The organism is Haloferax volcanii DS2 (assembly GCF_000025685.1).
Taxonomy (GTDB): Archaea; Halobacteriota; Halobacteria; order Halobacteriales; family Haloferacaceae; genus Haloferax; species Haloferax volcanii.
Genome location: NC_013967.1, coordinates 1,725,929 through 1,745,390, shown reverse-complemented (window position 1 = coordinate 1,745,390; position 19,462 = coordinate 1,725,929). Strand labels below are relative to the sequence as shown.

Below are 19,462 nucleotides of genomic sequence, written 5' to 3'. Positions count from 1 at the left end.
CCCATCGGAAGGCCAAAACGATTTATCCCGAGCCGGCGTATCCGTCACACATGGCAGACAAACCGCAGCGCGGAACGCTTTTCGGCATCCCGTACAACTTCGAGCGCCCGAGCGCCGGCCGACTGCTCTCGTCGTACTGGCAGCCCGGCAAGGGCATGCTGGTCGAAAAGCCGTTCGGCATCGGCTACACGCTGAACCTCGCGAGCTGGCGGTCGTGGGTCGTCCTCCTCGTCGCCGGCGGCCTCCTCTGGAACGAGCGCCAGAAGGCGGAAGAGACGGAAGACGAGGCCGAGGCCGACGACGGCCCCGTCGAAGTCATCGTCGACTGAGGCGACGCGACCGACACCGACGACTTTTCCACGTCCGCCCGCGGAGGGCCGGACATGCTCCGATACGTCACCACGAACGCGGGGAAGGTCCGCGAGGCGCTTTCGTACCTCGACGACGACGTGACCCAACTCGACTTCGACTACACCGAGGTGCAGGCGTCCGACCTCGGCCCCATCGCGGCCCACGGCGCGCGCGAGGCCTACCGCTACGCCGACGAGCCGGTGCTCGTGGACGACGCCGGTCTCTTCATCGACGGCTTCGAGGGCTTTCCCGGCCCGTACTCCTCGTACGTCGAAGACACCCTCGGCGTCGAGGCGGTTCACCGACTGGCCGCGGCCGAGCTCGACGAGCCCCGCCGGGCCTCGTTCCGCTGCGTCCTCGCGTACTGCGACGGCGAGCCGTTCGAGGCGAGTCCGAACCCGATAGACCGCGACGACCGGACCGTGGCGGCCGCACGCGGCGCGGAACAGGACGCAGAAGAGACGGAGGCGCTCCCGGTGAAGCTCTTTACCGGAAGCGTCAACGGCCGCATCGTCCCGCCGCGCGGCGAGGGCGGCTTCGGCTACGACCCCATCTTCGAGCACGATGGCGCGACGTTCGCGGAGATGAGCGCCGAGGAGAAAAACGGCATCTCCCATCGCGGGCGGGCGTTAGCGAAGTTCTCGACGTGGTACGCCGAGAGATAGCGAGGCGAACGTCGTCGGGCGCGGAGCGTCCGACGGAAGTACGCCGAACGGTAGTGAGGCGTCCGTCGAAAGCCGCTGATTGTCGGCCAGACGCTGAACCGGAGTCGTCGACCGCGTCGCCAGTCGCTACGCTTACCTCGCCGGAGCGACCCCGAAACGCATGGATCCCAGCGACTTCTTCGAGGGCGGGACCGTGACCGTCTCGGCGGCGACCTACGCGGTCGTCAAGACCGAACGGAGTGACCCGGACGCCTTCGCGACGATTCGAGACGGAACCGAGACGACGGTCGTCGTCGAGGAGGGACGCGTCGACGAGGTGGCGGCCGTCGAAATCGAGCGGGGCTGGAAGCGACTCACCTTCGAGATGGTCCTTCCGTTCGAACTCGTCGGCTTTCTGGCGCGGGTCGCGAGCGCGCTCGCCGCGGAAGATATCTCGGTGTTCGCGCTGTCGGCGTACTCGACCGACCACGTGCTCGTCCGGGAGGGCGACGTGGCGGCGGCCGCGACGAAGCTCGAATCGCTCGGGGGTGCCGTCGAGCGCGCCGAGGACTCCGGCGGCGGGAACTAACGCCGGTCCCGGCTCGCGAGCGAACAGTTTGATACGTTCGGCGGTGCCACATTAGCCGTGATGGTTCCCGACTGCGACGACTCCCTCCCACTCGTCACCGACCCCGGCGAGACCGACCGCGCGCGCACCGCCCGAGTGAGAGCCGACCCTCGCCCCGGCCCCGACTTCGACCCCGTCACGACCCACAATCGCGGGGGGTCACGCTCAGGCATCGCCGGCGCGTACGGAGACGCATGAACCGAGCGAACGTCGTCGCCGCCGGCGCGGCCAGCGGCTACGGAATCGCCGTCTTCGCCGCCATCGCGGTGTTCTTCGGTGACGCCTCGCAGGGCCTCGGTGTTGCCGTCGGCTTCGGTCTCGTGACCGTCCTCGCCATCTTTGCGGTGACCCGCGTCCTCAACGACTGACCCGACAGGCGGTCAGCGACAGAGCCGACACGGGTGGTCGATTGGGGCGGCGCGAGCGACTACGCCCGCGGGTCGCGGTCCGGCCCGGGGTACGGCCCGCCTTCGACCTCGGCGTAGAGACTCTCCGGCGCGAACAGCGACGCGAACGCCTTCGGATGGCGGACGCTGACCGGGAAGCGACCGCCGAGCGCCGCGCCCGCCTGCGCCGAGCTAAGCCGGTCGTCGAACGTGAGGAGATGCATCGCGCCGCCGCGGTAGGCCGACGCCAGCGCGGGGTTGTCGCCGTCCGGATGGGCGACGAGTTCGGCCCACGAGTCGGTTTTCTCGCGCCAGTCGGCCGCGAGGTCGGCGTCCGCGAGCGACGAGACGACCGCCTCGGCGTCGTCGAGGAGCGGGTCGCTGGCGACGAGCGTCGTCCACGAGTGTCGCCGCAGGTGGTCGAGTGCCGCTCTCGCGGGGCCATCGACGAGCAGGTCGGCCGCGAGCACGTCGGCGTCGGCGACGACCCGCGCGGGCGAGGGCTCCGTCTCAGACATCGTCGCCTCGGCGGGCGCGAAGCGCCTCGCTGATGTCGGCTTCGGTGGTGTCGTAGGCGGCGGCGCGGGCGAAAAGCGACTCCCAGCTCATGGCCGTCTCCACGGGGCGAGTCGAAAAGAATCCGACGCAACCGGATTCGGGGTCGAATCGTTACGATGCACCGGTATTGAAATTATTTGTGATTACGTTGCGTGGGAAACAGTTAATTCGCGTTCGGCGAACCACAATGCATGGCGATAGAGCGACGGCGTTTCTTACAGGCTGCTGGTGTCGGTGCGGTTCTCGGACTGAGCGGATGCACGGGGAACACGAGTCCCCCGCAGGCGAACAACGAGACCGCCGAGGGTTCTGGCGGGAGCGAAAGCGGTGACGGTTCGACCCAAGAGCTGACGCTGGCGACGACGACGAGCACGTACGACACGGGGCTGCTCGACGCCCTGAACCCGGTGTTCGAGGAGAAGTTCAACGCTCGGGTGAAAACCATCTCACAGGGGACCGGCGCGGCAATCGAGACGGCGCGAAACGGCGACGCGGACGTGATTCTCGTCCACGCCCGCGGCGCGGAAGACGAGTTCCTGCAAGATGGCTACGGCGTCAACCGCCGCGACGTGATGTTCAACGACTTCGTCGTCGTCGGGCCGGCGGACGACCCCGCGGGCATCTCGGGGATGGAGAGCGCGGCCGACGCCTTTGCGACCGTCGCGGACGCCGGGGCGACGTTCGTCTCCCGCGGCGACGACTCCGGGACGAACAAGAAGGAACTGCTCATCTGGGAGGCCGCCGGCGTCGAGCCGTCGGGGACGTGGTACCGAGAAATCGGCAAGGGCATGGGCGACACGCTCGTGCAGGCCGACCAGTCGGGCGCGTACACGCTCTCCGACCGCGGGACGTTCCTCGCGACGCAGGACAACATCGACCTCGAAATTCAGGTGCAGGGCCCGCTCAAGGGCGGCCCGACCATCCTGAAGAACCCCTACGGCGTCATCCCGGTGAACCCCGCGAAGTACCCCGACGTGAACTACTCGCTGGCGATGGCCTACGCCGGCTTCCTCACGAGCCCCGAGGGACAGGAGATAATCAGCAACTACACGGCCAACGGGTCGCAGTTGTTCTTCCCCAACGCGCTCTCGGAGAACCCGCAGTTCGGCCAGTACGTCCCCGTGAACTACGACGGCGGGGAGAACGCCTCGTCGTCGGCGTCGGTCTCCGACGCGCAGTTCGAGTCGTGGGTGGCACAGCACGTCCCCGAGGACTTTTAGTCCGACCGGACCCCACCACCGCCCGTGTTCGCCCTCGGCGACCTGAACCTCACCTACCTCGTCAGCATCACGGCCGTCTCGCTGTACGTGAGTACCGCGGCGGTCGCGCTGAGCGCCGCGCTCGGCCTACCAATCTCGCTGGCGGTCGGGTTCCGCGACTTCTACGGGAAGTCGGTCGTCACCTCCGTCATCTCGACGGGGATGGGCTTTCCGAGCGTCGTCGTGGGGCTCGTCGTCCTCTTGGTGCTGTCCCGGTCCGGGCCGCTCGGGACGTTCGAACTGCTGTTCACTCCCGAGGCGATGATTCTCTCGCAGACCATCCTCGCGCTCCCCGTCCTCGTGAGCGTCTCGCTGTCGGCGGTCCAGTCGGTTCCGCAGGACCTCAGAGACGCCGCGTTCGCCGCCGGCGGCACCTCGACCGACATCGCCCTGTTGGTCGTCCGCGAGGCGCGCTACGGCATCGTCACGGCGCTTCTGGCCGCCTACGGCCGCGCCATTAGCGAGGTCGGCTCGGTCCTCATCGTCGGCGGAAACATCGTCTTCTCGGACAGTACGTCGTTCACCCGGACGCTCACGACGGCCATCACCGTCGAGGCGCGGAAGGGGAACATCGAGACGGGCATCGCCCTCGGAGCCATCCTGCTCGCGCTCGTCCTCGGCGTGAACGCCCTCGGCGCGCGCTTTCGCGACCGGACCCCGGGACGGAACGGGAGGGGACGATGACGACCGAGCGACCGGATGCCGGCGATTCGGGTTCCGAGAAGCCCGACGAGACCGCCGCGCCCGACCCGGCGGCGAACGGCGCGCGGCGGAGCAAGACCCGACTCGCGGCCCGCAGCCTCGGCCACGGCTTCGGCGACGGCGCGGTGCTGGAGGATATCTCGCTCGCCGTCGAACCGGGCGAGATTCTCGCCGTCGTCGGCCCCTCGGGCACGGGGAAGACGACGCTCTTCCGACTGCTCGCCATGTTCGAGCGTCCCGACGAGGGGACGGTCGAGGTCGGCGGCGACGACGTGTGGGACCTCCCCGAGGCCCGCCGGCTGGCGGTCAGACGCCGGGTCGGGATGGCGTTCCAGACGCGGAGCCTCTTTTCGACGACGGTCGAGGAGAACGTCTCCTACGGGCTTCGAGTCCGTCGGTCGTGGTCGGCTCGCGTCCGCGACGCGGTCGAGGGACTGTTCGGCCGCGACGAGCCGTCCGAGACGGTCAGAGACGCGCTTCGGACCGTCGGAATGTTCGACAAAGTCGGCCGCGACGCCGGCTCGCTGTCGGCGGGCGAGGCCCAGCGCGTCGCCATCGCGCGGGCGCTCGCGCCCGACCCCGACGTGTTGCTGCTGGACGAGCCGACGTCGAATCTCGACCCGCGGAACACCGCCGCCATCGAGTCAGCGATGCGGGCGGCGCGGGACCGCGGCATCGCCGTCGCACTCGCGACCCACGACATGCAACAGGCCCGGCGGGTGTCCGACCGGACGGCCGTCATCCTCGGCGGGACGTGCATCGAGTCGGGGCCGACCGACGCGGTGTTCGAGTCGCCGGACGACGACCGAGTCCGCCAGTTCGTCGAGGGAAAACTCGTCTACTGAACGCGGGCTGACCGCCGCGGTCTCGTCGGTGGTATAACAGCACATATTGCGGGTAGATGGCGTGTGACTCCCGTCTGACGCAGATTTAAGTTTCCCCATACGTACCCGAGTATGGGGCGCGTATTCGGCCTTCGTTCCCATCCTCCCACCGGCGCGCCCGGCACGAAAACCACCACCACCATCGTCGTTCTGGTTCCCCCGGTACGACGCGCGGCGCCGCCACCACGGCGCTGTTTTCCGAGGCAGACCGTACCGCAGCGAAGCGTCTCGGTTGCGACGGGTCTCGACAGGAAACTCGTCGTTTCGGCGTCAGCCGAGCAGTTTCGACCGAACCCGGTCCAACGCGTTGCGCTCCGTTAACAGCGCGAGCTGGTCGCCGGGCTCGACGACGGTTCCCGGAAGCGGAATCGTCATCGGCTCGCGCTCCCGGCCGTGGGCGTAGACGCGGCCGTCCGCACCGAGGTCGATGTTGGCGACGTGTTCGCCGACGACGGGCGCGCCGTCGGGGACGCTGACCGTCGTCAGCCGAAGTTGGTCCGTCAGGTCGCCGATGGCGTTGAAGTCGCCGCCGAGAAGCGCCGTCTTCGCCCCGGCCGCGCCGAGGCGTTCGGGGTAGATAATCTCGTCCACGTCGTCGGCGTAGCGCTCGTAAATCTCTTGGCGGTAGTCCTCGCTGATTCGCATGACCGTCCGGCAGTCGTACTCTTTGCCGAGCATGCAGGCCGCGAAGTTGATGTTCGGGTCGCCGGTCAGCCCGCCGATGGCGTCCGCGCCCTCGATGCCGGCCTCCCGCAGCACGGTTTCGGTGCCGCCGTCGCCGAGGACGGCCTCGAACCCCTCGTCGCGGGCGCGGTCGACCTTCTTGTCGTTGTTGTCGACGACCGTCACGTCGTGGCCCTCCTCGCGGAGCACTCGGGCGGTCCGCGAGCCCACGCGACCGTACCCAACGATAACGAAATTCATGGTAGTAGTATGCACACCGGGTGGCTAAAAGATGGCCCCGTCAGGACCGAGTCCGTTCGAGGCGTTCCCTGACCGAATCGATGGTGTCCGCGAGCGGCGGCGTCCCGAAGAGGGCGACGAGCACCGCCCCGACGGTGTCGAAGACGAGGTCGACGATGGTGTCGCTGAGTCCGTACTGGACGAGGACGGCCTCAGAGCCGATGGCTTCTGCGGCGAGGCGCGCGCCGAACTCCAACACCTCCCAGAACACGCCGGCCGCGAGCGTGAAAAGCAGGACGTAGACGAACATGAAGCGGTCGGGGAGGTGGACGGCCTCGGTGTACTCGTCGACGGCCCGCGCGGTGACGTAGCCGACGGCCGCGACCACGGTCGCCGAGAGCGTGTGGGTGACGTGGTCCCACCAGTCGATGTAGTTGTACGGGCCGAGCATGCCGACGGCGTGGAGCAACACCGCCAGCGCCAACCAGAGACCGAGAAGCGGGTGGAGTCGAATCTGCCAGTCGCGGCGGAGCACCGCGGGGAGGAACGTCGCGCCCAGCGCGAGCACCGCGTTGACGACGACGCTCAGATTCCGCGTGTAGATGCCGACGAGCAAGATACACAGGATGGCGGCCTGAATCACCCGCCCCGCGAGCCGTTCGAATCGACGGGAGGCCATTGCGGTGTGCTACGGCCTGAGCGCCCTAAATTCGACCGTGGTACTAGCTAGCACGACCACCGACACCGTTTTTCCTCCAGATTGCATACGCCCCACCGATGATGGCCACCACTCACGCCCTCGCGGGTGTCGTCCTCGGCACCGCCGTGTGGGCGCTGGTCCCCGAGGCCGGGATGCTCCCGGTGCTCGCGGCCGCACTCGGCGGCCTGTTCCCCGACTTCGACCTGTACGCGGGCCACCGGAAGACCCTCCACTTCCCCGTGTACTTCAGCGCGCTCGCCGTGCCCGCGGTCGCGGTCGCCGCGCTGAACCCGACGACCACGACGCTCGCCGTCGCGCTGTTCCTCGCGGCGGCCGCGCTCCACTCCGCGTCGGACGTGCTCGGCGGCGGCCTCGAACTCAAGCCGTGGCTCGGCACCTCCGAGCGCGCCGTCTACGACCACTGGAACGGCCGGTGGCTCGCCCCGAAGCGACTGATTCGCTACGACGGCGCGCCCGAGGACCTCGCGCTGACGCTCGCGTTTGCCGTCCCGCCGGTCCTCGCCTTCGACGGCCTCGCGGAGACACTCGTCATCGGCGCGGTCGCCGTCTCCGGCGTCTACGTCCTGCTCCGCAAGCCGATGGTTGCGATTGCCGAGACCGCCGTCGCGGCGATGCCCGACCACGTCGTCGACCTCATGCCCGAGCGGTTCGTCCGCGACTTCCGCTGAATCGCACCCACTTCTGCCCGAGTTCCACCCGCTTTTTCGAACGCGTACGACGGCCTCGCCGCCGTCAGCGCTGCCCCTGATACCGACCAGCGGAGCGACGACGCCCCCCAGTTCCCGACGACGAACCGGGGAGTCGAACCCGTTCGCGTCGGCGCGGTACGGGGGATGAACCGCTCGCGTCCCCGCCGTGGACTCCACTGGTACCCCCAAGCGTATGGCGTCGGCGAGAGTGGTACGACGCATGTTCGCACTACTCACGTCGCTCGCCGTCGCGGTCGGCTGTCTCGCCGTCGCCGCCGGGACGGTCGGGACTCTCGGGGGCGCTGACGACCCCGACGACGCCGGCGAATCCGACGACACCGAGAACGCCGACGATTCCGGTGACCCCGAGAGTGTCGACGACCCCGACGACGCCGGCGCGTACGACTACGTCGTCGCGCAGGACGGCAGCGGCGACTACGAGACGATTCAGGCCGCCATCGACGGTGCGAAGTCGTTCCCGCCGGAGCGAATCCGAATTCTCGTCCGAGACGGCGTGTACGACGAGAAGGTCGAAGTCCACGCGTGGAACCCCGACATCACCCTCGTCGGCGAGAGCGCCGAGGGGACGGTCATCACCCACGACGACCACTTCGAGCGAATCGACCGCGGGCGCAACAGCACCTTCTTCACCTACACGCTGAAGGTCCGCGGCAACGACTTCCGCGCCCGCGACCTGACCGTCGAGAACAGCGCCGGCCCGGTCGGACAGGCCGTCGCCCTCCACGTCGACGCCGACCGCGCCGTCTTCGAGAACTGTCGCTTCCTCGGCCACCAAGATACCATCTACGCCGCCGGCGAGGGGGCGTGCCAGTACTTCTCGGACTGCTACGTCGAGGGGACGACCGACTTCATTTTCGGCGGTGCGACCGCCGTCTTCGAGGACTGCCGCGTCCACTCGAAAGCCGACTCGTACGTGACGGCGGCCTCGACGCCGGCGGACGAGCCCTTCGGCTTCGTCTTTCTCGACTGCGAACTGACCGCCGACCCCGACGTTTCCGAGGTGTATCTCGGCCGGCCGTGGCGGAACCACGCCCGAACCGCGTTTATTCGCACGTGGATGGACTCGCACGTCCGCTCCGACGGGTGGCACAACTGGTCGCGACCGGATGCCGAGGCGACGGTCGAATACGCGGAGTTCGACAGCCGAGGACCGGGTGCGGAGGGCGAGCGGGTGTCGTGGGCGACGGCGTTGACCGAAGACGAGGCTGCGCAGTATTCGAAGGCGAATGTGTTGGGTTCCGCGAGTGGTGGGGAGTGGTGGGACTGGGAGGAATGAGCATGCGAGTGAGACGTGTCAGTCTCAACTGGAATCCAACAACTGCTTGGCGACGAGACGCCTCTCTCAACAGTTGGATTTCGAGAAGAGCCTAGGCCGGGATTTGAACCCGGGGTCTCGTCCTTACCAAGGACGCGCTTTACCGCTAAGCTACCCAGGCAGGCATTCCTTGGTTGTCCGGGTTACTCTTTAGGGGTTTCGATTCGAACCGACCCGGCACCGTGGTAGCGTATGTCGATTAGCGGTCCGCCGCGGAGGTGACCGCGTCGTCGCCACCGCCGCCTCGGTAGAGGGCCGCGATGCGCTCGACGGTCCCCTCGGAGACGGTCTCGTCGGCCGGGGGGAAATCGCCGTCGTGGGTGTCGGCCAGCCCGGCGGCGTACTCCACGAGGGCGGTCGGCGGGGCCGAGCCGACGGCCGTGGTGCCGGCGACGACAGCGAGCGTGCAGATGTTCACTTCGAGTTCGCCGTCGAGCTTCGGGCGTGCCGCTTCGTCTGCCGAGCGGCGGCGAGTCTGGTCGCGGCCGAAGGCGCGAACCGTCTCGACGGCGTGGTCGGCGGCCTCGGTTCGAGCGAGGAGGTAGAAGCCGCGCGAGACGAGCACGTCCGCCGCGAGGATGTCGAGGTCGGCGTCGGTGTCCTCCTCGGGGCTCTCGAGATGCGTCCACGGCTCGTCGTGGGCGAGCGACCGGGTGAGCCGGAGGCCCTCGTAGATGAGTTGCACTCCGGCCGCACGGGAGGCCATCCCGTTCAGGTCGACCTTCGGTTCGACGGCCCGCGCGCTCACGAACGTGAGCACTGCCGGCGTCAAGGAGGCGGCGTCGAGGCGTTCGTCCAGCGCCGCGCGGAGGGCCTCGGGCTCGATGTCGGAGAGGGCCTCTCGCGCGGCCTCGCGGGCTCGCACGGCGTCGTCCATCGGCCGAGACTTACGGTTGGGAGGGCAAAGACCTTTGGAAAACCACGGCACAACGGGCGTATGATACGGACGACGGACGACGGAGACCTCCGGGTCGTGACCATCGACCGCCCGGCGCGACGGAACGCGCTCAGACCGACCGACCTCGACGCCCTCGAAGCCGCGGTCACGGGTGCCGACGCACCGGTCGTTCTCCTCCGGGGGAGCGGCCCGGCGTTCTGCGCCGGCGCGGACCTCGACAGCGTCACCGACCTCGACGACCCCGAGGCGTTCGCAAAGCACGGCCAACGCGTCGCCGACGCCGTCGAATCGGCCGAATCGGTCGTCGTCGCCGGCATCGACGGGGCGGCCCGCGGCGGCGGCGTCGAACTCGCGCTCGCCTGCGACGTGCGGGTGGCCACTCCGCGTGCGACCCTCGGTGAACCGGGCGTCCGACTCGGCCTGTTCGGCGCGTGGGGCGGGACGGTTCGGCTCCCGCGCGTCGTCGGCGAGGGCCACGCCCTCGAATTCTCGCTTTCGGGCCGCGTCGTCAACGCCGACGAAGCCCTCCGGATGGGTCTCGTCTCTCGAATCGTCGACGACCCGGGCGAGGTCGCGGCCTCGATGGCCGACAACGACCACCGGTCGCTCCGAATCGTCAAGGAGCGACTGCGCGACCGCGGCAACCGGGACGGACGCTTGGAACGGGAAGCCGCCGGCTTCGCGGAGTTGCATCGGGCGAACGTCGACGACATCGCGGCGTCGCGTGAAAAGTGAATTCCGCGGGCGGGTCGGCTGGTCGGCAGAGCCGCGGCGACCTACACGTCGAGCGCCGACGGCGCGGGCGGCATCGACCGCTTGTGGACGCTGCCCTCGACGAGTCCGACCACGCGGTCGACCTGTTCTTCGGTCACGCCGAGGTGGCGAACCGTCGCGGACTTCGAGAGCGGGCCGTCGACGTGGAGCGCGAGAATCGCGTCCAGCGCGTCGTACGTGAGGCCGAGTTCGCCCTCGTCGGTCTGGCCGGACCACATCTCGGCAGAGGGCGTCTGTAACACGAGGTCTTCCGGCACGCCGACGTGGGCGGCCAGCTGGCGGACCTGCTGTTTGTAGAGGTTCCCGATGGGGTTGCAGTCGACCGCCTGGTCGCCGTACTTCGTGAAGTAACCGGTCATCGCCTCCGCGCGGTTACCCGTTCCGAGCACGATGCGGTTCTCGTGATTGGCGACGAAGTAGTTGAGCACCGCTCGCGTGCGGACGTAGACGTTTCCGGCGGCCATGCGGTCGTCGGCCGCCTCGGGGAACGTGTCGAAGAACGTCTCGGCGATGGGCTGGATTTCGACCACGTCGTACTCGATGCCCAGCATCTCGGCGACGCCCTCGGCGTCGCTCATCATGTCCTCGTCGTTCGCCACGCTCGGCATGACGAGCCCGTGGAGGCTCTCCTTTCCGAGCGCCTCGACGGCGAGGAAGGCGGTGAGCGTCGAGTCGATACCACCGGACAGTCCGATAACGGCCCCGTCGGCACCGGCGGCCTCGACGGTGTCTTCGATGAAGGTCGTGATGTGCTCGCGGTGCGCTTCGAGTTCCTCGTCGGACAACAGGAGGTCGAACGGGGCGTCCTCCGAGAGAACGTCGACGGATGTCATGGGCCTCGCTTGGAACCGGGAGCCCAAATAGCCACGTGTCACGCGAAAACAATGGACGAGTGTCCAGTTTTCTCGGGGGCGCGATGGGGTGAAGCGCTACGTTCAAGTGCCCCCGAAGTCTACGAATTTTTGCTTCGGAAGGCGGTTCGAAGCGAAGCGTAGCGCGCCGATGTGTTGTCGAGCGAAGTGAGACAACGCGCGGGGCGAACGAATGTGAGCGCCGATGTGTTGTCGAGCGAAGTGAGACAACGCGCGGGGCGAACGAATGTGAGCGCCCGATGTGTTGTCGAGCGAAGTGAGACAACGCGCGGGGCGAACGAATGTGAGCGCCGATGTGTTGTCGAGCGAAGTGAGACAACGCGCGGGGCGAACGAATGTGAGCGCCGATGGTCGACCGAGCAGAGCGAGGTCGAGTCAGGGGCGCAAGCGAAGCGTAGCGCGCCGATGGTCCAGTGGTAGGACACGAGCTTCCCAAGCTCGGAGCCCGGGTTCAATTCCCGGTCGGCGCATCTTCTGAACGGAACCGGACGAGGAGCCGCGAGGCTCCGAGTCCCGTGGAGTGAAGAGATGCGGCCCGAGGGAATTGAAGCAGCGAGCAACGCGGAGCGTTGCGAGTGAGGTTCAATTCCCGGTCGCTCCACTCGCGGGACTCCCGGTCGGCGTACAAACTCTCGTCTTCGAATCGTAACCCGCGCCGCCGACTCAGAAAAACAGGTTCTGCACGTCGTCGAACTCCGGTGACTCCGAGCGGAACACCGGCTCGCGGGCGGTCTGTCGAATCATCGCGTGGCGTTCGAGGGCCGAGTCGAATTCGAGAATCGCCCGCTCGATGTCGCGGGCGAGCGCGTCGATTTCGCCGTGGAGTTCGTCGTCGTCGGCCATGATACGCGTAGTTAGGCGAGGGCTGATAAAACGGACTCGGCTACGAGTCGTCAGCGGAGCCGTCGGGTGCAGTTCCAGCAGAGGTCGAAGGTGGTGTCGGCCTCGTTTTCGGCCCCGCAGTTCGGGCAGATGCGCTCGCCCGTCGGCGTCGTCTGTACGCCGACCTGCGAGCCGTCGTCGAGCGACGCCGCGATTTCGGGGTGGGTGTAGCGGTCCGTTCGGGCGGAGTCCCGGCCGGACCCCTCGCCTACCGTCGGCTCACCACCGTTGACGAGGTATCGATAGACCAGAAGCTGGAGCAGGGTCAACCCGAGGGCGTAGACGACGATCCAACCCCAGGAGTCCATCACACATTGACTTACGTTAGCATGCTATATCGGTTCTTCGGTCGAACGGGTCTGCTGACGCTCTCGGCGGTGGTCGCGGGCGATGTCGACGCGGCGGGTTCGCGTCGAAACGAGTTACTCGCGCCGGTGGGAGTCCACCGGGCCGTCGAGGTCGCGGTCGAACTCGTCGAATGCCTCGATGTCGTCTGGGAGTTCGTAGGGAATCTCGCGCTCGTCGGCGCGGCGCTCGCCCCCGGCGTCGAGCGGTTCAGCGACCTCTTCGAAGCCCGGCTTTACTTTCACGCTCTTGGCGGGCGAGCCGACCGCGATGTGGTGGGCGGGCACGTCGCCCTGGACGACCGACCGCGCGCCGACGATGGCGTTCTCACCGACCGAGACGCCGGCGTTCACCATGGCGTCGTAGGTGACGCGCGCGTCGTCGCCGATGGTCGTGTGGTAGTTTCTGACCTCGGTCTGGTCGACGGTGTCGTGCGAGTGGCTGTATATGTGGGCGCTGTCGGAGATGGAGACGCGGTCGCCGATAGTGAGTTTCCCGCGGTCGTCGAGGTGGACGTCGTCGTGGATGACCGTGTTGTCACCGACGGAGATGTTGTGACCGTAGGAGAACGTGACGCCCTTGAAGATGCGGAGGTTGTCGCCGGCCTCCGCGAACAGGTGGTCCGCGAGCGTCTGTCGGAACCGGAGGGCGAAGGCGACGTTGTCGGCCATCGGCGTCGCGTCGAACTGCCGCCAGAGCCACTGGAGGTGCTTCGAGCGCTTGAACTTCGCCTCGTCTTTCTCGGCGTAGTACTCGGCTTCGAGCGTCGCGTTACAGGGGTCGTACCCTTGTAGTCGAACCCGCGTCGCGGGCGAGACGGGCTTGCCGTTCTGCCAGCGCTCCCACGCCTCGCGGTCGCCGAACAGGTCGATGAGGGTGTCCCGAACGACCGTACAGGTGTCTTCGTCCGAGGCGAGCCGACCGTCGACCTCGTCAATGAACGCCTGTAAGCCTTCTTCGGCGTCCTCCGGAAGCGAAACGTGGACCTTCGTCATTGCACCGTCGTAAGCCGTCGAGATTCAAATGGATTCGGTTGTGCGAACCGCGCGTCAGGCTTCCTCCGGGCAATACTGGCTGGTTTCGACCGTTGGTGAACGGAAATCCGAGCGCCCGCGCGCGGCGGGATTCCCAGCGTACGGGAACAAAACACACGGAATAAGTCGCCCCAATTCGTAGGGCCGGCCATGCACTACCGCGAACTCGGCACCTCCGGAATCGAAGTCAGCGAGGTCGGCTTCGGTGCGTGGGTCGTCGGGACCGACTGGTGGGGCGACCGCTCGGACGAAGACTCCATCGAGATGCTCCACCACGCCATCGAGCAGGGCATCGACTTCTTCGACACGGGCGACGTGTACGGCCACGGCCACTCCGAGGAGGTCGTCGGCGAGGCGCTCGCCGACTACCGCGACGAGGTCACCGTCGCCACCAAAATCGGCTACGACTTCTACAACAACCCGCAGGCCGGCCACGGCGAACTCCCCAAGGAAATCACCGGCGAGTGGGTCCGCGAGGCGACCGAAAAGAGCCTCGAACGCCTCGACATGGAGTACGTCGACCTCCTGCAACTCCACAACGCGAACGTCGACGAGGTCACGCCCGACGTGCTCGAAGCCCTCGACGAACTGAAAGAGGAGGGTCTCATCGAGGCCACCGGCTGGGCGCTCGGCCCCTCCATCGGCTGGCTGGCCGAAGGCGACGTGGCCATCGAAGAGGAGTTCGACGCGCTCCAAATCGTCTGGAACGCCTTCGAGCAGGACGTGGGTAACCACTTCCTCGACACCATCCGCGAGACCGGCTCCTCGACGAGTCTCATCGCCCGCGTGCCGCACTCCTCGGGCCTCCTGAACGAGCAGGTCCGCCCCGAGACCGAACTCGGCTCCGGCGACCACCGCGGCTTCCGCCCCGACGAGTGGTACGAGACGGGCTGGGAGAAGCTCGAACAACTCCGCTTCCTCGAACGCGACGGCGAGCGGACGATGGCGCAGGCGTCCATCGCCTACCTCCTCGGCTACGACGAGACCGCGGCCGTCACGCCGACGTTCCGCACGAAAGCCGACATCGACGAGTGGGCGAAGGCCTCTGACGTGCCGAAGCTCACCGACGGGGAGATGACCCGCGTCGAGGAACTGTACGCGGACAACTTCGGCATCGACCGCTTCGACGGCATGGACGCGCTCCGCTCGTCGGTCGACGGGGACGACATCCGCGCGGCCGGCCTCGACAAGCGCGTCGCGAAAGGCGCGCGCAACGAAGCCTGATGGGTCGCCTGAAAACCCTCCTCGGCGTCACCGCGGTCGCCCACGTCGCGCTCGCGTGGCTGGTCAGCCTCGACGCCAAGAAGCGCGGCGACGACGCCGGCAAGTGGATTGCGCTGACCCTCCTCACCGGCGTCGTCGGGGCCGCGAAATACGTCCGCGACGGACGCTGAGGCGCGACCGCCGGAAAAAGGACCCGAAACGACGACGGCAGCGGCAACGAAGCCGTCTCGTTCCGACGCGGTTTTTGTGTTTCAAGCAACACGCTCGACCGACAGTCCTCGAACGAGTCGGTTCGGTTCGCTCCCGCGATGTCCGCGCCGTCACCCGAAATTCGCCCCTCTTGGAGTTATCACCGTGGTGTGGGATAGACGAGTGGACCGACTTTCGGACGGACCCGAAGCCGCTGCGAGACCAAAAAAGACACAACGCTCGACCGAGTTCGGGACGACCATGCGTAGTTCACTCGTCGACGTGCTCCCGGACCTCCTCGAACTCCTCGTCTTCGGCCTCGGCAGCGCGGGGCTTTCCCTCGCCGGCGCGTACATCGAGCGGTTCGCCTTCGTCACCTTCGAACAGGGCAACGTCGAAATCGCCGTGTGGGCGGTCGTGATGGGCGCGGTGGCGCTGTACTTCGCGTACAACGTCGGCACCGACAAAGTGCGCCCGAAGCTTCGAGACGTTCGCGCCGCGCTCGCGTAGAGAAGCCGCAGTCTGATTTTCGGCGTTCCCGCGTCAGGCGAGGAACACATGTCGCGGGCGGTCAGCCAGCACGCACACGCCACCTTTTCCTGCGCTCGCTCCGCTCGCTGGCAAAACCTGGACGAAAAGGTTCGTCACCCCCGATGGGGGTTCCTCATCCCGCTCCCGATGGTCGCGAAGTTACGCTAAGAACACGTGTCGCGGGCGGTCCGCGAGCACGTCGCGGCCCCACTGGACCGTGTCGCGGAACGCGTCGGAGCGGAAGAACTCCATGGCGTCGTCCTGCGAGCGCCACTGGCTGGCGATGAACATGTCGTCTTCGTCCTCGACGTTGACCATCAGGTCCGTGTCGAAGTGGCCGTCCATCTCTTCGAGGAGGCCACCGACGGTGCCGAACTTCTCGACGAAGTCGCCGCGGTGTTCGGACTTGACGGTGTAGAACATCCCCATCGTGCCGAAGCCGGACCCCTCGCCGGCGCGCTCGACGATGCCGGGAAGCTCCGAGAGGAAGCCCGCGGCGGTCTCGGCGGCCGACGCCGTCTCCCAGATGGAGACGACGGCGACCCGACCGCGCTCGTTTGCCTCGTAGACGGCCGTCTTGACGTGCGTCGGATAGTGGTCGAAGTTACCGCGGAGGCCCTCGACCTCCTCGAACAGCTCGTCGGCGTCGGCCTCGGAGTAGAGGACCGTCGCGTACACGTCCTCGCCGTGGGGCTTGCCGGCGTAGATGTTCAGATCTTCGAGCTGACCGCGGATGTCCTCGTCTGCGGCCTCGTCGCCGTCGTCGCCGTGGGGGTGGTCGCCGTCGCCGTCGTCGTGATGGTGGTGACCGTCGCCACCCTCGCCGTGGTGGCCGCCCTCACCGTGCGCGTGCGCACCGTGGTGGGACTCGTCGCCGAACTCGCTCGTCGGGACGCCGTCGCCCGCGAGGAACGCGCCGAGGTCCGACGGCGGGAAGCGCCGGCCGACGTAGAACTGGCCGAACTCGCCGTACTTCGAGGACACCTCGTCGAAGCGCATCTCGTAGACGATGTCCTTGATGTCGGTCGGGTCGTCACCGAACAGGGTGACGCCCCACTCGTAGTCGTCGAAGCCGACCGAGGAGGCGATGACCTGCTTGATTTTCCCGGCGTACTGCCGGCCGGTGTCGCCGTGGGTGGACATCAGGTCGCGGCGCTCGTCGAACGAGAGGTCGTACCAGTTGTGCTCCTCGCCGCGGCGCTTCGACATCGGGTAGAAGGACATGTAGGTGTCCTCCGGGATGTCGGGCTTGAGCTTGCCCTCGATGTAGCGCAGCAGGCCGGCGTCGATGTCCTCCTCGTTACCCTCGAAGTAGTCGTCCGAGACGTAACCGGACACCTCGGTGACGGAGACGTAGGAGGTCGGCTGCTCGGTGAAGGCCGCGAGCGCGGTCCGCTCGAACTGCCGTTCGGCGCGGGAGATGTCGTCGAGCGTCGGCCGGAAGTGGACGACCACGAAGTCCGCCTTGTGGCCGAGCACGGAGAAGACGGCGGACGCGCCCGCCTCGGCGTCCTCGACCGCCTCGTGGGCGTCGAGGTACGCGACGCCCTCCTCGATTGCGCGGCGGCGCTCGCGGTCGGGCGCATCACGCCACGCGTCCCAGTCGACGGTTCGGAAGTCGTGCAGCGCGAACCAGCCCTCGTCGGTCTGTGGGGCCTCTACCATACGAGGGCCTAGGGAGTCATCCGGTATTGAAGTTGCGAGTCGTTTTCGCGGTTCGAGAACCGTCGAAGGGAGGCGAGTCGACCCCGACCCGGGGTGGCCGAGGCGCTCAGCCGAGGAGCGTCGGCCCGAATATCATGAGCACGAGCGACGCGAGCATCGTGAGCCCGATTGAGGTCGTGATGGTCCGGACGACGGTGTGGGGGTCGTCGACCGGGAGTCGCGAGACCACGGCCTCGGTCGAGGTCCGGAGGATGCGACCGCCGTCGAGCGGGTAGCCGGGGATGCAGTTGAAAAGCCCCAGCTGGAGGTTTATCCACGCCGTCCAGAACAGGACGTTGGCGAAGATGAAGACGCCGCCGCCGAGGAAGCCGAGCGGGCCGCCGACCTGGTAGAAGTTGATGACCTCGCCGGTGAAGCCGGGGAAGTTCGGAATCCCGAGGACGACCGACGCGAGGGGCAACAGGAGCGATACGTAGACGAGCTGGAGGGGCGACCCGGCGAAGGCGCTGCCGAGGCCGCCGCCGTCGCCGCCGTCACCGCCGAGAAGCGAGAGGTACGTCCCCGCGGGGTACTCCTGCGTGCCGAAGTCCGTCAGGAGCAGGCCGCTCGTCCCCTGGAAGATGTTGACGCCGAGGAACCCGTTTCCGTCCTGCGGGTTCTCGCCGAGCGTGACCTGCACCGTCTCGAAGCCGCCGTTTCGGTACAGTTCGACGGCGACGGTCTGGTCGGGGTCCGTCCGGTCGAGCGCCGCCTGCAACTCCGTCGACGAGGTGATGCGCTCGCCGTTGAACGACGAGACGATGAGGGGTTGGGTCGTCCCCGTGGCGTTGTACAGCGGGCCGTTCTCGGCGACGTTCGTGATGTATGCGCCGACCGGGATGGTGCGCTCGCCGGCGGAGGTGTCGAGGCGGGCGAACCGCGAGTCGCCGACGGCCGACTCGAAGTCGGCGCGCGTCGAGACGGCGGTCCCGTTGACCGCGGTCACGCGAATCGGGTCGGAGCCGGACTCGACGGTCAGGTTCGCGGGGTTGCCGGCGACGGAGCCGGCGACGACGAGTTCGCGCGTGACCGAGACGGTCCGCTCGCCGTCGAGTTCGACCGACACCGTCCCCGCGTCGGTCGCGAGGAGCGCGGCGTCGAGTTCCCGCGTCGTGTTGACCGGCGTGCCCTCGACGGCGGTCACGCGGTCGCCGCCCGAGATACCCGCGGCGTCGGCCGGTGAGCCGGCGTACGCGCCGGAGACGGCGACGCCCGGCGCGACCGAGATAGAGCCGATGACCGGGCCGAAAAGCAGGGCGAACGCGACGAGCGTGACGGCGAAGTTGTTCGTCACGCCGGCGGCGAACATCCGCGACTTGCCGCCGCGGTCGGCGCGGCGCTGGCTCTCCTCGGAGGGTTCGACGAACGCCCCCACGGGGAGTATCGTCAGGAGGACGACGCCCATCGACTCCACGTCGATGCCCTCGACGCGGCTGAGGACGCCGTGGCCGCCCTCGTGGACGACGAGACCGACGAGGAGGCCGAAGAGGATTTCGGGCGCGACCGAAAGCGGGAGGAAGTCGTTGACGCCGGGGATGACGAGGAAGTTCTGCGGCTGGTTCACCTGCGTCGGGGCGGGCGGATTCTGGAGGATGACGACCGCCTGAAAGACGAGGAGGACGAACGTCCCGACCATGATGACGAGGGCGATACCGAGGCCGACGTTGCTCCACGCCCGCCAGAACCGCTTGGGGGCGGCGATTCTGTCGAGGAGTTCGCGGCCGCGACGGGTGTGGACCGTCGTGAGGGGACCCTGGACGCGGACGTACTCGGGGAGGATACCGCGAGCACGCAACAGCGCCGCGAGGAGAGAGTAGGCGATGAAGCCGGCGAGAACCCAAAGCAGCGTGTTCATCGCCCGAAGGGAAGCGGCGCGCGCCAAAAGGCGTTCGGGTTACGGTCCCACCGTTCGGGTCACGGTCCCGCCTTCGAGACCGAGGGCGGGCGT

General features: G+C 67.7%; 24 protein-coding genes and 2 tRNA genes. 15 read left to right on the top strand and 11 right to left on the bottom strand.

Translation table 11 applies throughout. The annotated features are described in order from the left end of the window. Window positions 1–50: 50 nt before the first annotated feature. The 5 genes from HVO_RS13785 (at window position 51) to HVO_RS20990 (ending at window position 1,991) form a co-directional block, all read left to right on the top strand. The gene (locus HVO_RS13785) at window positions 51–329 is read left to right on the top strand and encodes a DUF5808 domain-containing protein (protein WP_004041775.1); all 279 of its coding nucleotides are present in this window, start codon (window positions 51–53) and stop codon (window positions 327–329) included. 54 nt (window positions 330–383) lie between these two features. Then, entirely contained in the window at window positions 384–1,016 is a 633-nt protein-coding gene (locus HVO_RS13780; protein WP_004041774.1) for a non-canonical purine NTP pyrophosphatase, read from the top strand. Between the two features lie 160 nt (window positions 1,017–1,176). Continuing rightward, window positions 1,177–1,584 (top strand): ACT domain-containing protein, encoded by a 408-nt coding sequence (locus HVO_RS13775; protein WP_004041773.1) that lies wholly within the window; start codon window positions 1,177–1,179, stop codon window positions 1,582–1,584. 60 nt (window positions 1,585–1,644) lie between these two features. Beyond that, the gene (locus HVO_RS20995) at window positions 1,645–1,821 is read left to right on the top strand and encodes a hypothetical protein (protein WP_004041772.1); all 177 of its coding nucleotides are present in this window, start codon (window positions 1,645–1,647) and stop codon (window positions 1,819–1,821) included. Then, window positions 1,818–1,991, top strand: coding sequence for a hypothetical protein (locus tag HVO_RS20990; RefSeq protein ID WP_004041771.1), 174 nt, complete (start codon window positions 1,818–1,820; stop codon window positions 1,989–1,991). Before HVO_RS20995 ends, HVO_RS20990 begins: the two co-directional genes overlap by 4 nt. Before the next feature lie 59 nt (window positions 1,992–2,050). On the opposite strand, the gene HVO_RS13770 is transcribed toward HVO_RS20990, so the two are convergent. After that, window positions 2,051–2,527 carry a PIN domain-containing protein gene (locus HVO_RS13770; protein WP_004041770.1) on the bottom strand — a complete coding sequence of 159 codons (477 nt, stop codon included), beginning with the start codon at window positions 2,525–2,527 and terminating at the stop codon, window positions 2,051–2,053. A gap of 231 nt (window positions 2,528–2,758) precedes the next feature. Here HVO_RS13770 and HVO_RS13765 point away from each other — a divergent pair, with 231 nt between their 5' ends. Genes HVO_RS13765 through HVO_RS13755 form a run of 3 tightly spaced genes read left to right on the top strand, consistent with a single transcriptional unit; the run spans window position 2,759 to window position 5,373 of the window. Then, complete coding sequence (locus HVO_RS13765; RefSeq protein ID WP_004041769.1) at window positions 2,759–3,787, top strand: substrate-binding domain-containing protein; 1,029 nt, start codon at window positions 2,759–2,761, stop codon at window positions 3,785–3,787. A 24-nt stretch (window positions 3,788–3,811) separates the two neighbouring features. Next, window positions 3,812–4,510 carry an ABC transporter permease gene (locus HVO_RS13760; RefSeq protein ID WP_004041768.1) on the top strand — a complete coding sequence of 233 codons (699 nt, stop codon included), beginning with the start codon at window positions 3,812–3,814 and terminating at the stop codon, window positions 4,508–4,510. Further along, window positions 4,507–5,373 carry an ABC transporter ATP-binding protein gene (locus HVO_RS13755; protein WP_004041767.1) on the top strand — a complete coding sequence of 289 codons (867 nt, stop codon included), beginning with the start codon at window positions 4,507–4,509 and terminating at the stop codon, window positions 5,371–5,373. Before HVO_RS13760 ends, HVO_RS13755 begins: the two co-directional genes overlap by 4 nt. A gap of 309 nt (window positions 5,374–5,682) precedes the next feature. Here the strand turns inward: HVO_RS13755 and HVO_RS13750 are convergent, their stop codons facing one another. Beyond that, window positions 5,683–6,336 (bottom strand): potassium channel family protein, encoded by a 654-nt coding sequence (locus tag HVO_RS13750; RefSeq protein WP_004041766.1) that lies wholly within the window; start codon window positions 6,334–6,336, stop codon window positions 5,683–5,685. Between the two features lie 40 nt (window positions 6,337–6,376). Beyond that, window positions 6,377–6,994: a hypothetical protein gene (locus HVO_RS13745; protein ID WP_013035242.1), complete on the bottom strand. Its 618-nt coding sequence runs from the start codon at window positions 6,992–6,994 to the stop codon at window positions 6,377–6,379. Between the two features lie 98 nt (window positions 6,995–7,092). On the opposite strand from HVO_RS13745, the gene HVO_RS13740 reads away from it, so the two are divergent. Both HVO_RS13740 and HVO_RS13735 read left to right on the top strand, forming a co-directional pair. Next, complete coding sequence (locus HVO_RS13740) at window positions 7,093–7,704, top strand: metal-dependent hydrolase (RefSeq protein WP_013035584.1); 612 nt, start codon at window positions 7,093–7,095, stop codon at window positions 7,702–7,704. 241 nt (window positions 7,705–7,945) lie between these two features. Then, entirely contained in the window at window positions 7,946–9,022 is a 1,077-nt protein-coding gene (locus HVO_RS13735; protein WP_004041763.1) for a pectinesterase family protein, read from the top strand. A gap of 88 nt (window positions 9,023–9,110) precedes the next feature. On the opposite strand, the gene HVO_RS13730 is transcribed toward HVO_RS13735, so the two are convergent. Then, window positions 9,111–9,182: transfer RNA gene (locus tag HVO_RS13730), tRNA-Thr, on the bottom strand. A 78-nt stretch (window positions 9,183–9,260) separates the two neighbouring features. Continuing rightward, window positions 9,261–9,938, bottom strand: a complete 678-nt coding sequence (locus HVO_RS13725) for a DUF7114 family protein (protein WP_004041762.1) — start codon at window positions 9,936–9,938, stop codon at window positions 9,261–9,263. A 60-nt stretch (window positions 9,939–9,998) separates the two neighbouring features. On the opposite strand from HVO_RS13725, the gene HVO_RS13720 reads away from it, so the two are divergent. Beyond that, on the top strand, window positions 9,999–10,694 hold the full coding sequence (locus HVO_RS13720) for an enoyl-CoA hydratase/isomerase family protein (RefSeq protein WP_004041761.1): 696 nt from the start codon (window positions 9,999–10,001) through the stop codon (window positions 10,692–10,694). 41 nt (window positions 10,695–10,735) lie between these two features. On the opposite strand, the gene HVO_RS13715 is transcribed toward HVO_RS13720, so the two are convergent. After that, window positions 10,736–11,566 carry an NAD+ synthase gene (locus tag HVO_RS13715; RefSeq protein WP_004041760.1) on the bottom strand — a complete coding sequence of 277 codons (831 nt, stop codon included), beginning with the start codon at window positions 11,564–11,566 and terminating at the stop codon, window positions 10,736–10,738. Between the two features lie 438 nt (window positions 11,567–12,004). On the opposite strand from HVO_RS13715, the gene HVO_RS13710 reads away from it, so the two are divergent. Further along, window positions 12,005–12,075, top strand: a tRNA-Gly gene (locus HVO_RS13710). A gap of 193 nt (window positions 12,076–12,268) precedes the next feature. Here the strand turns inward: HVO_RS13710 and HVO_RS13705 are convergent. The 3 genes from HVO_RS13705 to HVO_RS13695 form a co-directional block, all read right to left on the bottom strand. Continuing rightward, the gene (locus tag HVO_RS13705; RefSeq protein WP_004041759.1) at window positions 12,269–12,448 is read right to left on the bottom strand and encodes a hypothetical protein; all 180 of its coding nucleotides are present in this window, start codon (window positions 12,446–12,448) and stop codon (window positions 12,269–12,271) included. Between the two features lie 50 nt (window positions 12,449–12,498). Further along, on the bottom strand, window positions 12,499–12,795 hold the full coding sequence (locus HVO_RS13700) for a DUF7577 domain-containing protein (protein ID WP_004041758.1): 297 nt from the start codon (window positions 12,793–12,795) through the stop codon (window positions 12,499–12,501). Window positions 12,796–12,909: 114 nt separating this feature from the next. Then, window positions 12,910–13,827, bottom strand: coding sequence for an acyltransferase (locus HVO_RS13695; protein ID WP_004041757.1), 918 nt, complete (start codon window positions 13,825–13,827; stop codon window positions 12,910–12,912). Between the two features lie 189 nt (window positions 13,828–14,016). Between HVO_RS13695 and HVO_RS13690 the strand changes: the two genes are divergently transcribed. From HVO_RS13690 to HVO_RS13685, 3 genes are all read left to right on the top strand, one after another. After that, complete coding sequence (locus tag HVO_RS13690) at window positions 14,017–15,090, top strand: aldo/keto reductase (protein ID WP_004041756.1); 1,074 nt, start codon at window positions 14,017–14,019, stop codon at window positions 15,088–15,090. Then, window positions 15,090–15,260, top strand: a complete 171-nt coding sequence (locus tag HVO_RS20985) for a hypothetical protein (RefSeq protein WP_004041755.1) — start codon at window positions 15,090–15,092, stop codon at window positions 15,258–15,260. Before HVO_RS13690 ends, HVO_RS20985 begins: the two co-directional genes overlap by 1 nt. A gap of 280 nt (window positions 15,261–15,540) precedes the next feature. Beyond that, window positions 15,541–15,789 (top strand): hypothetical protein, encoded by a 249-nt coding sequence (locus tag HVO_RS13685; RefSeq protein WP_049914780.1) that lies wholly within the window; start codon window positions 15,541–15,543, stop codon window positions 15,787–15,789. Window positions 15,790–15,969: 180 nt separating this feature from the next. Here the strand turns inward: HVO_RS13685 and HVO_RS13680 are convergent, their stop codons facing one another. Together HVO_RS13680 and HVO_RS13675 are read right to left on the bottom strand one after the other, a co-directional pair. Then, complete coding sequence (locus HVO_RS13680) at window positions 15,970–17,475, bottom strand: heme-binding protein (RefSeq protein ID WP_004041753.1); 1,506 nt, start codon at window positions 17,473–17,475, stop codon at window positions 15,970–15,972. A gap of 106 nt (window positions 17,476–17,581) precedes the next feature. Then, window positions 17,582–19,369, bottom strand: coding sequence for a site-2 protease family protein (locus HVO_RS13675; RefSeq protein ID WP_004041752.1), 1,788 nt, complete (start codon window positions 19,367–19,369; stop codon window positions 17,582–17,584). Window positions 19,370–19,462: the final 93 nt, after the last annotated feature.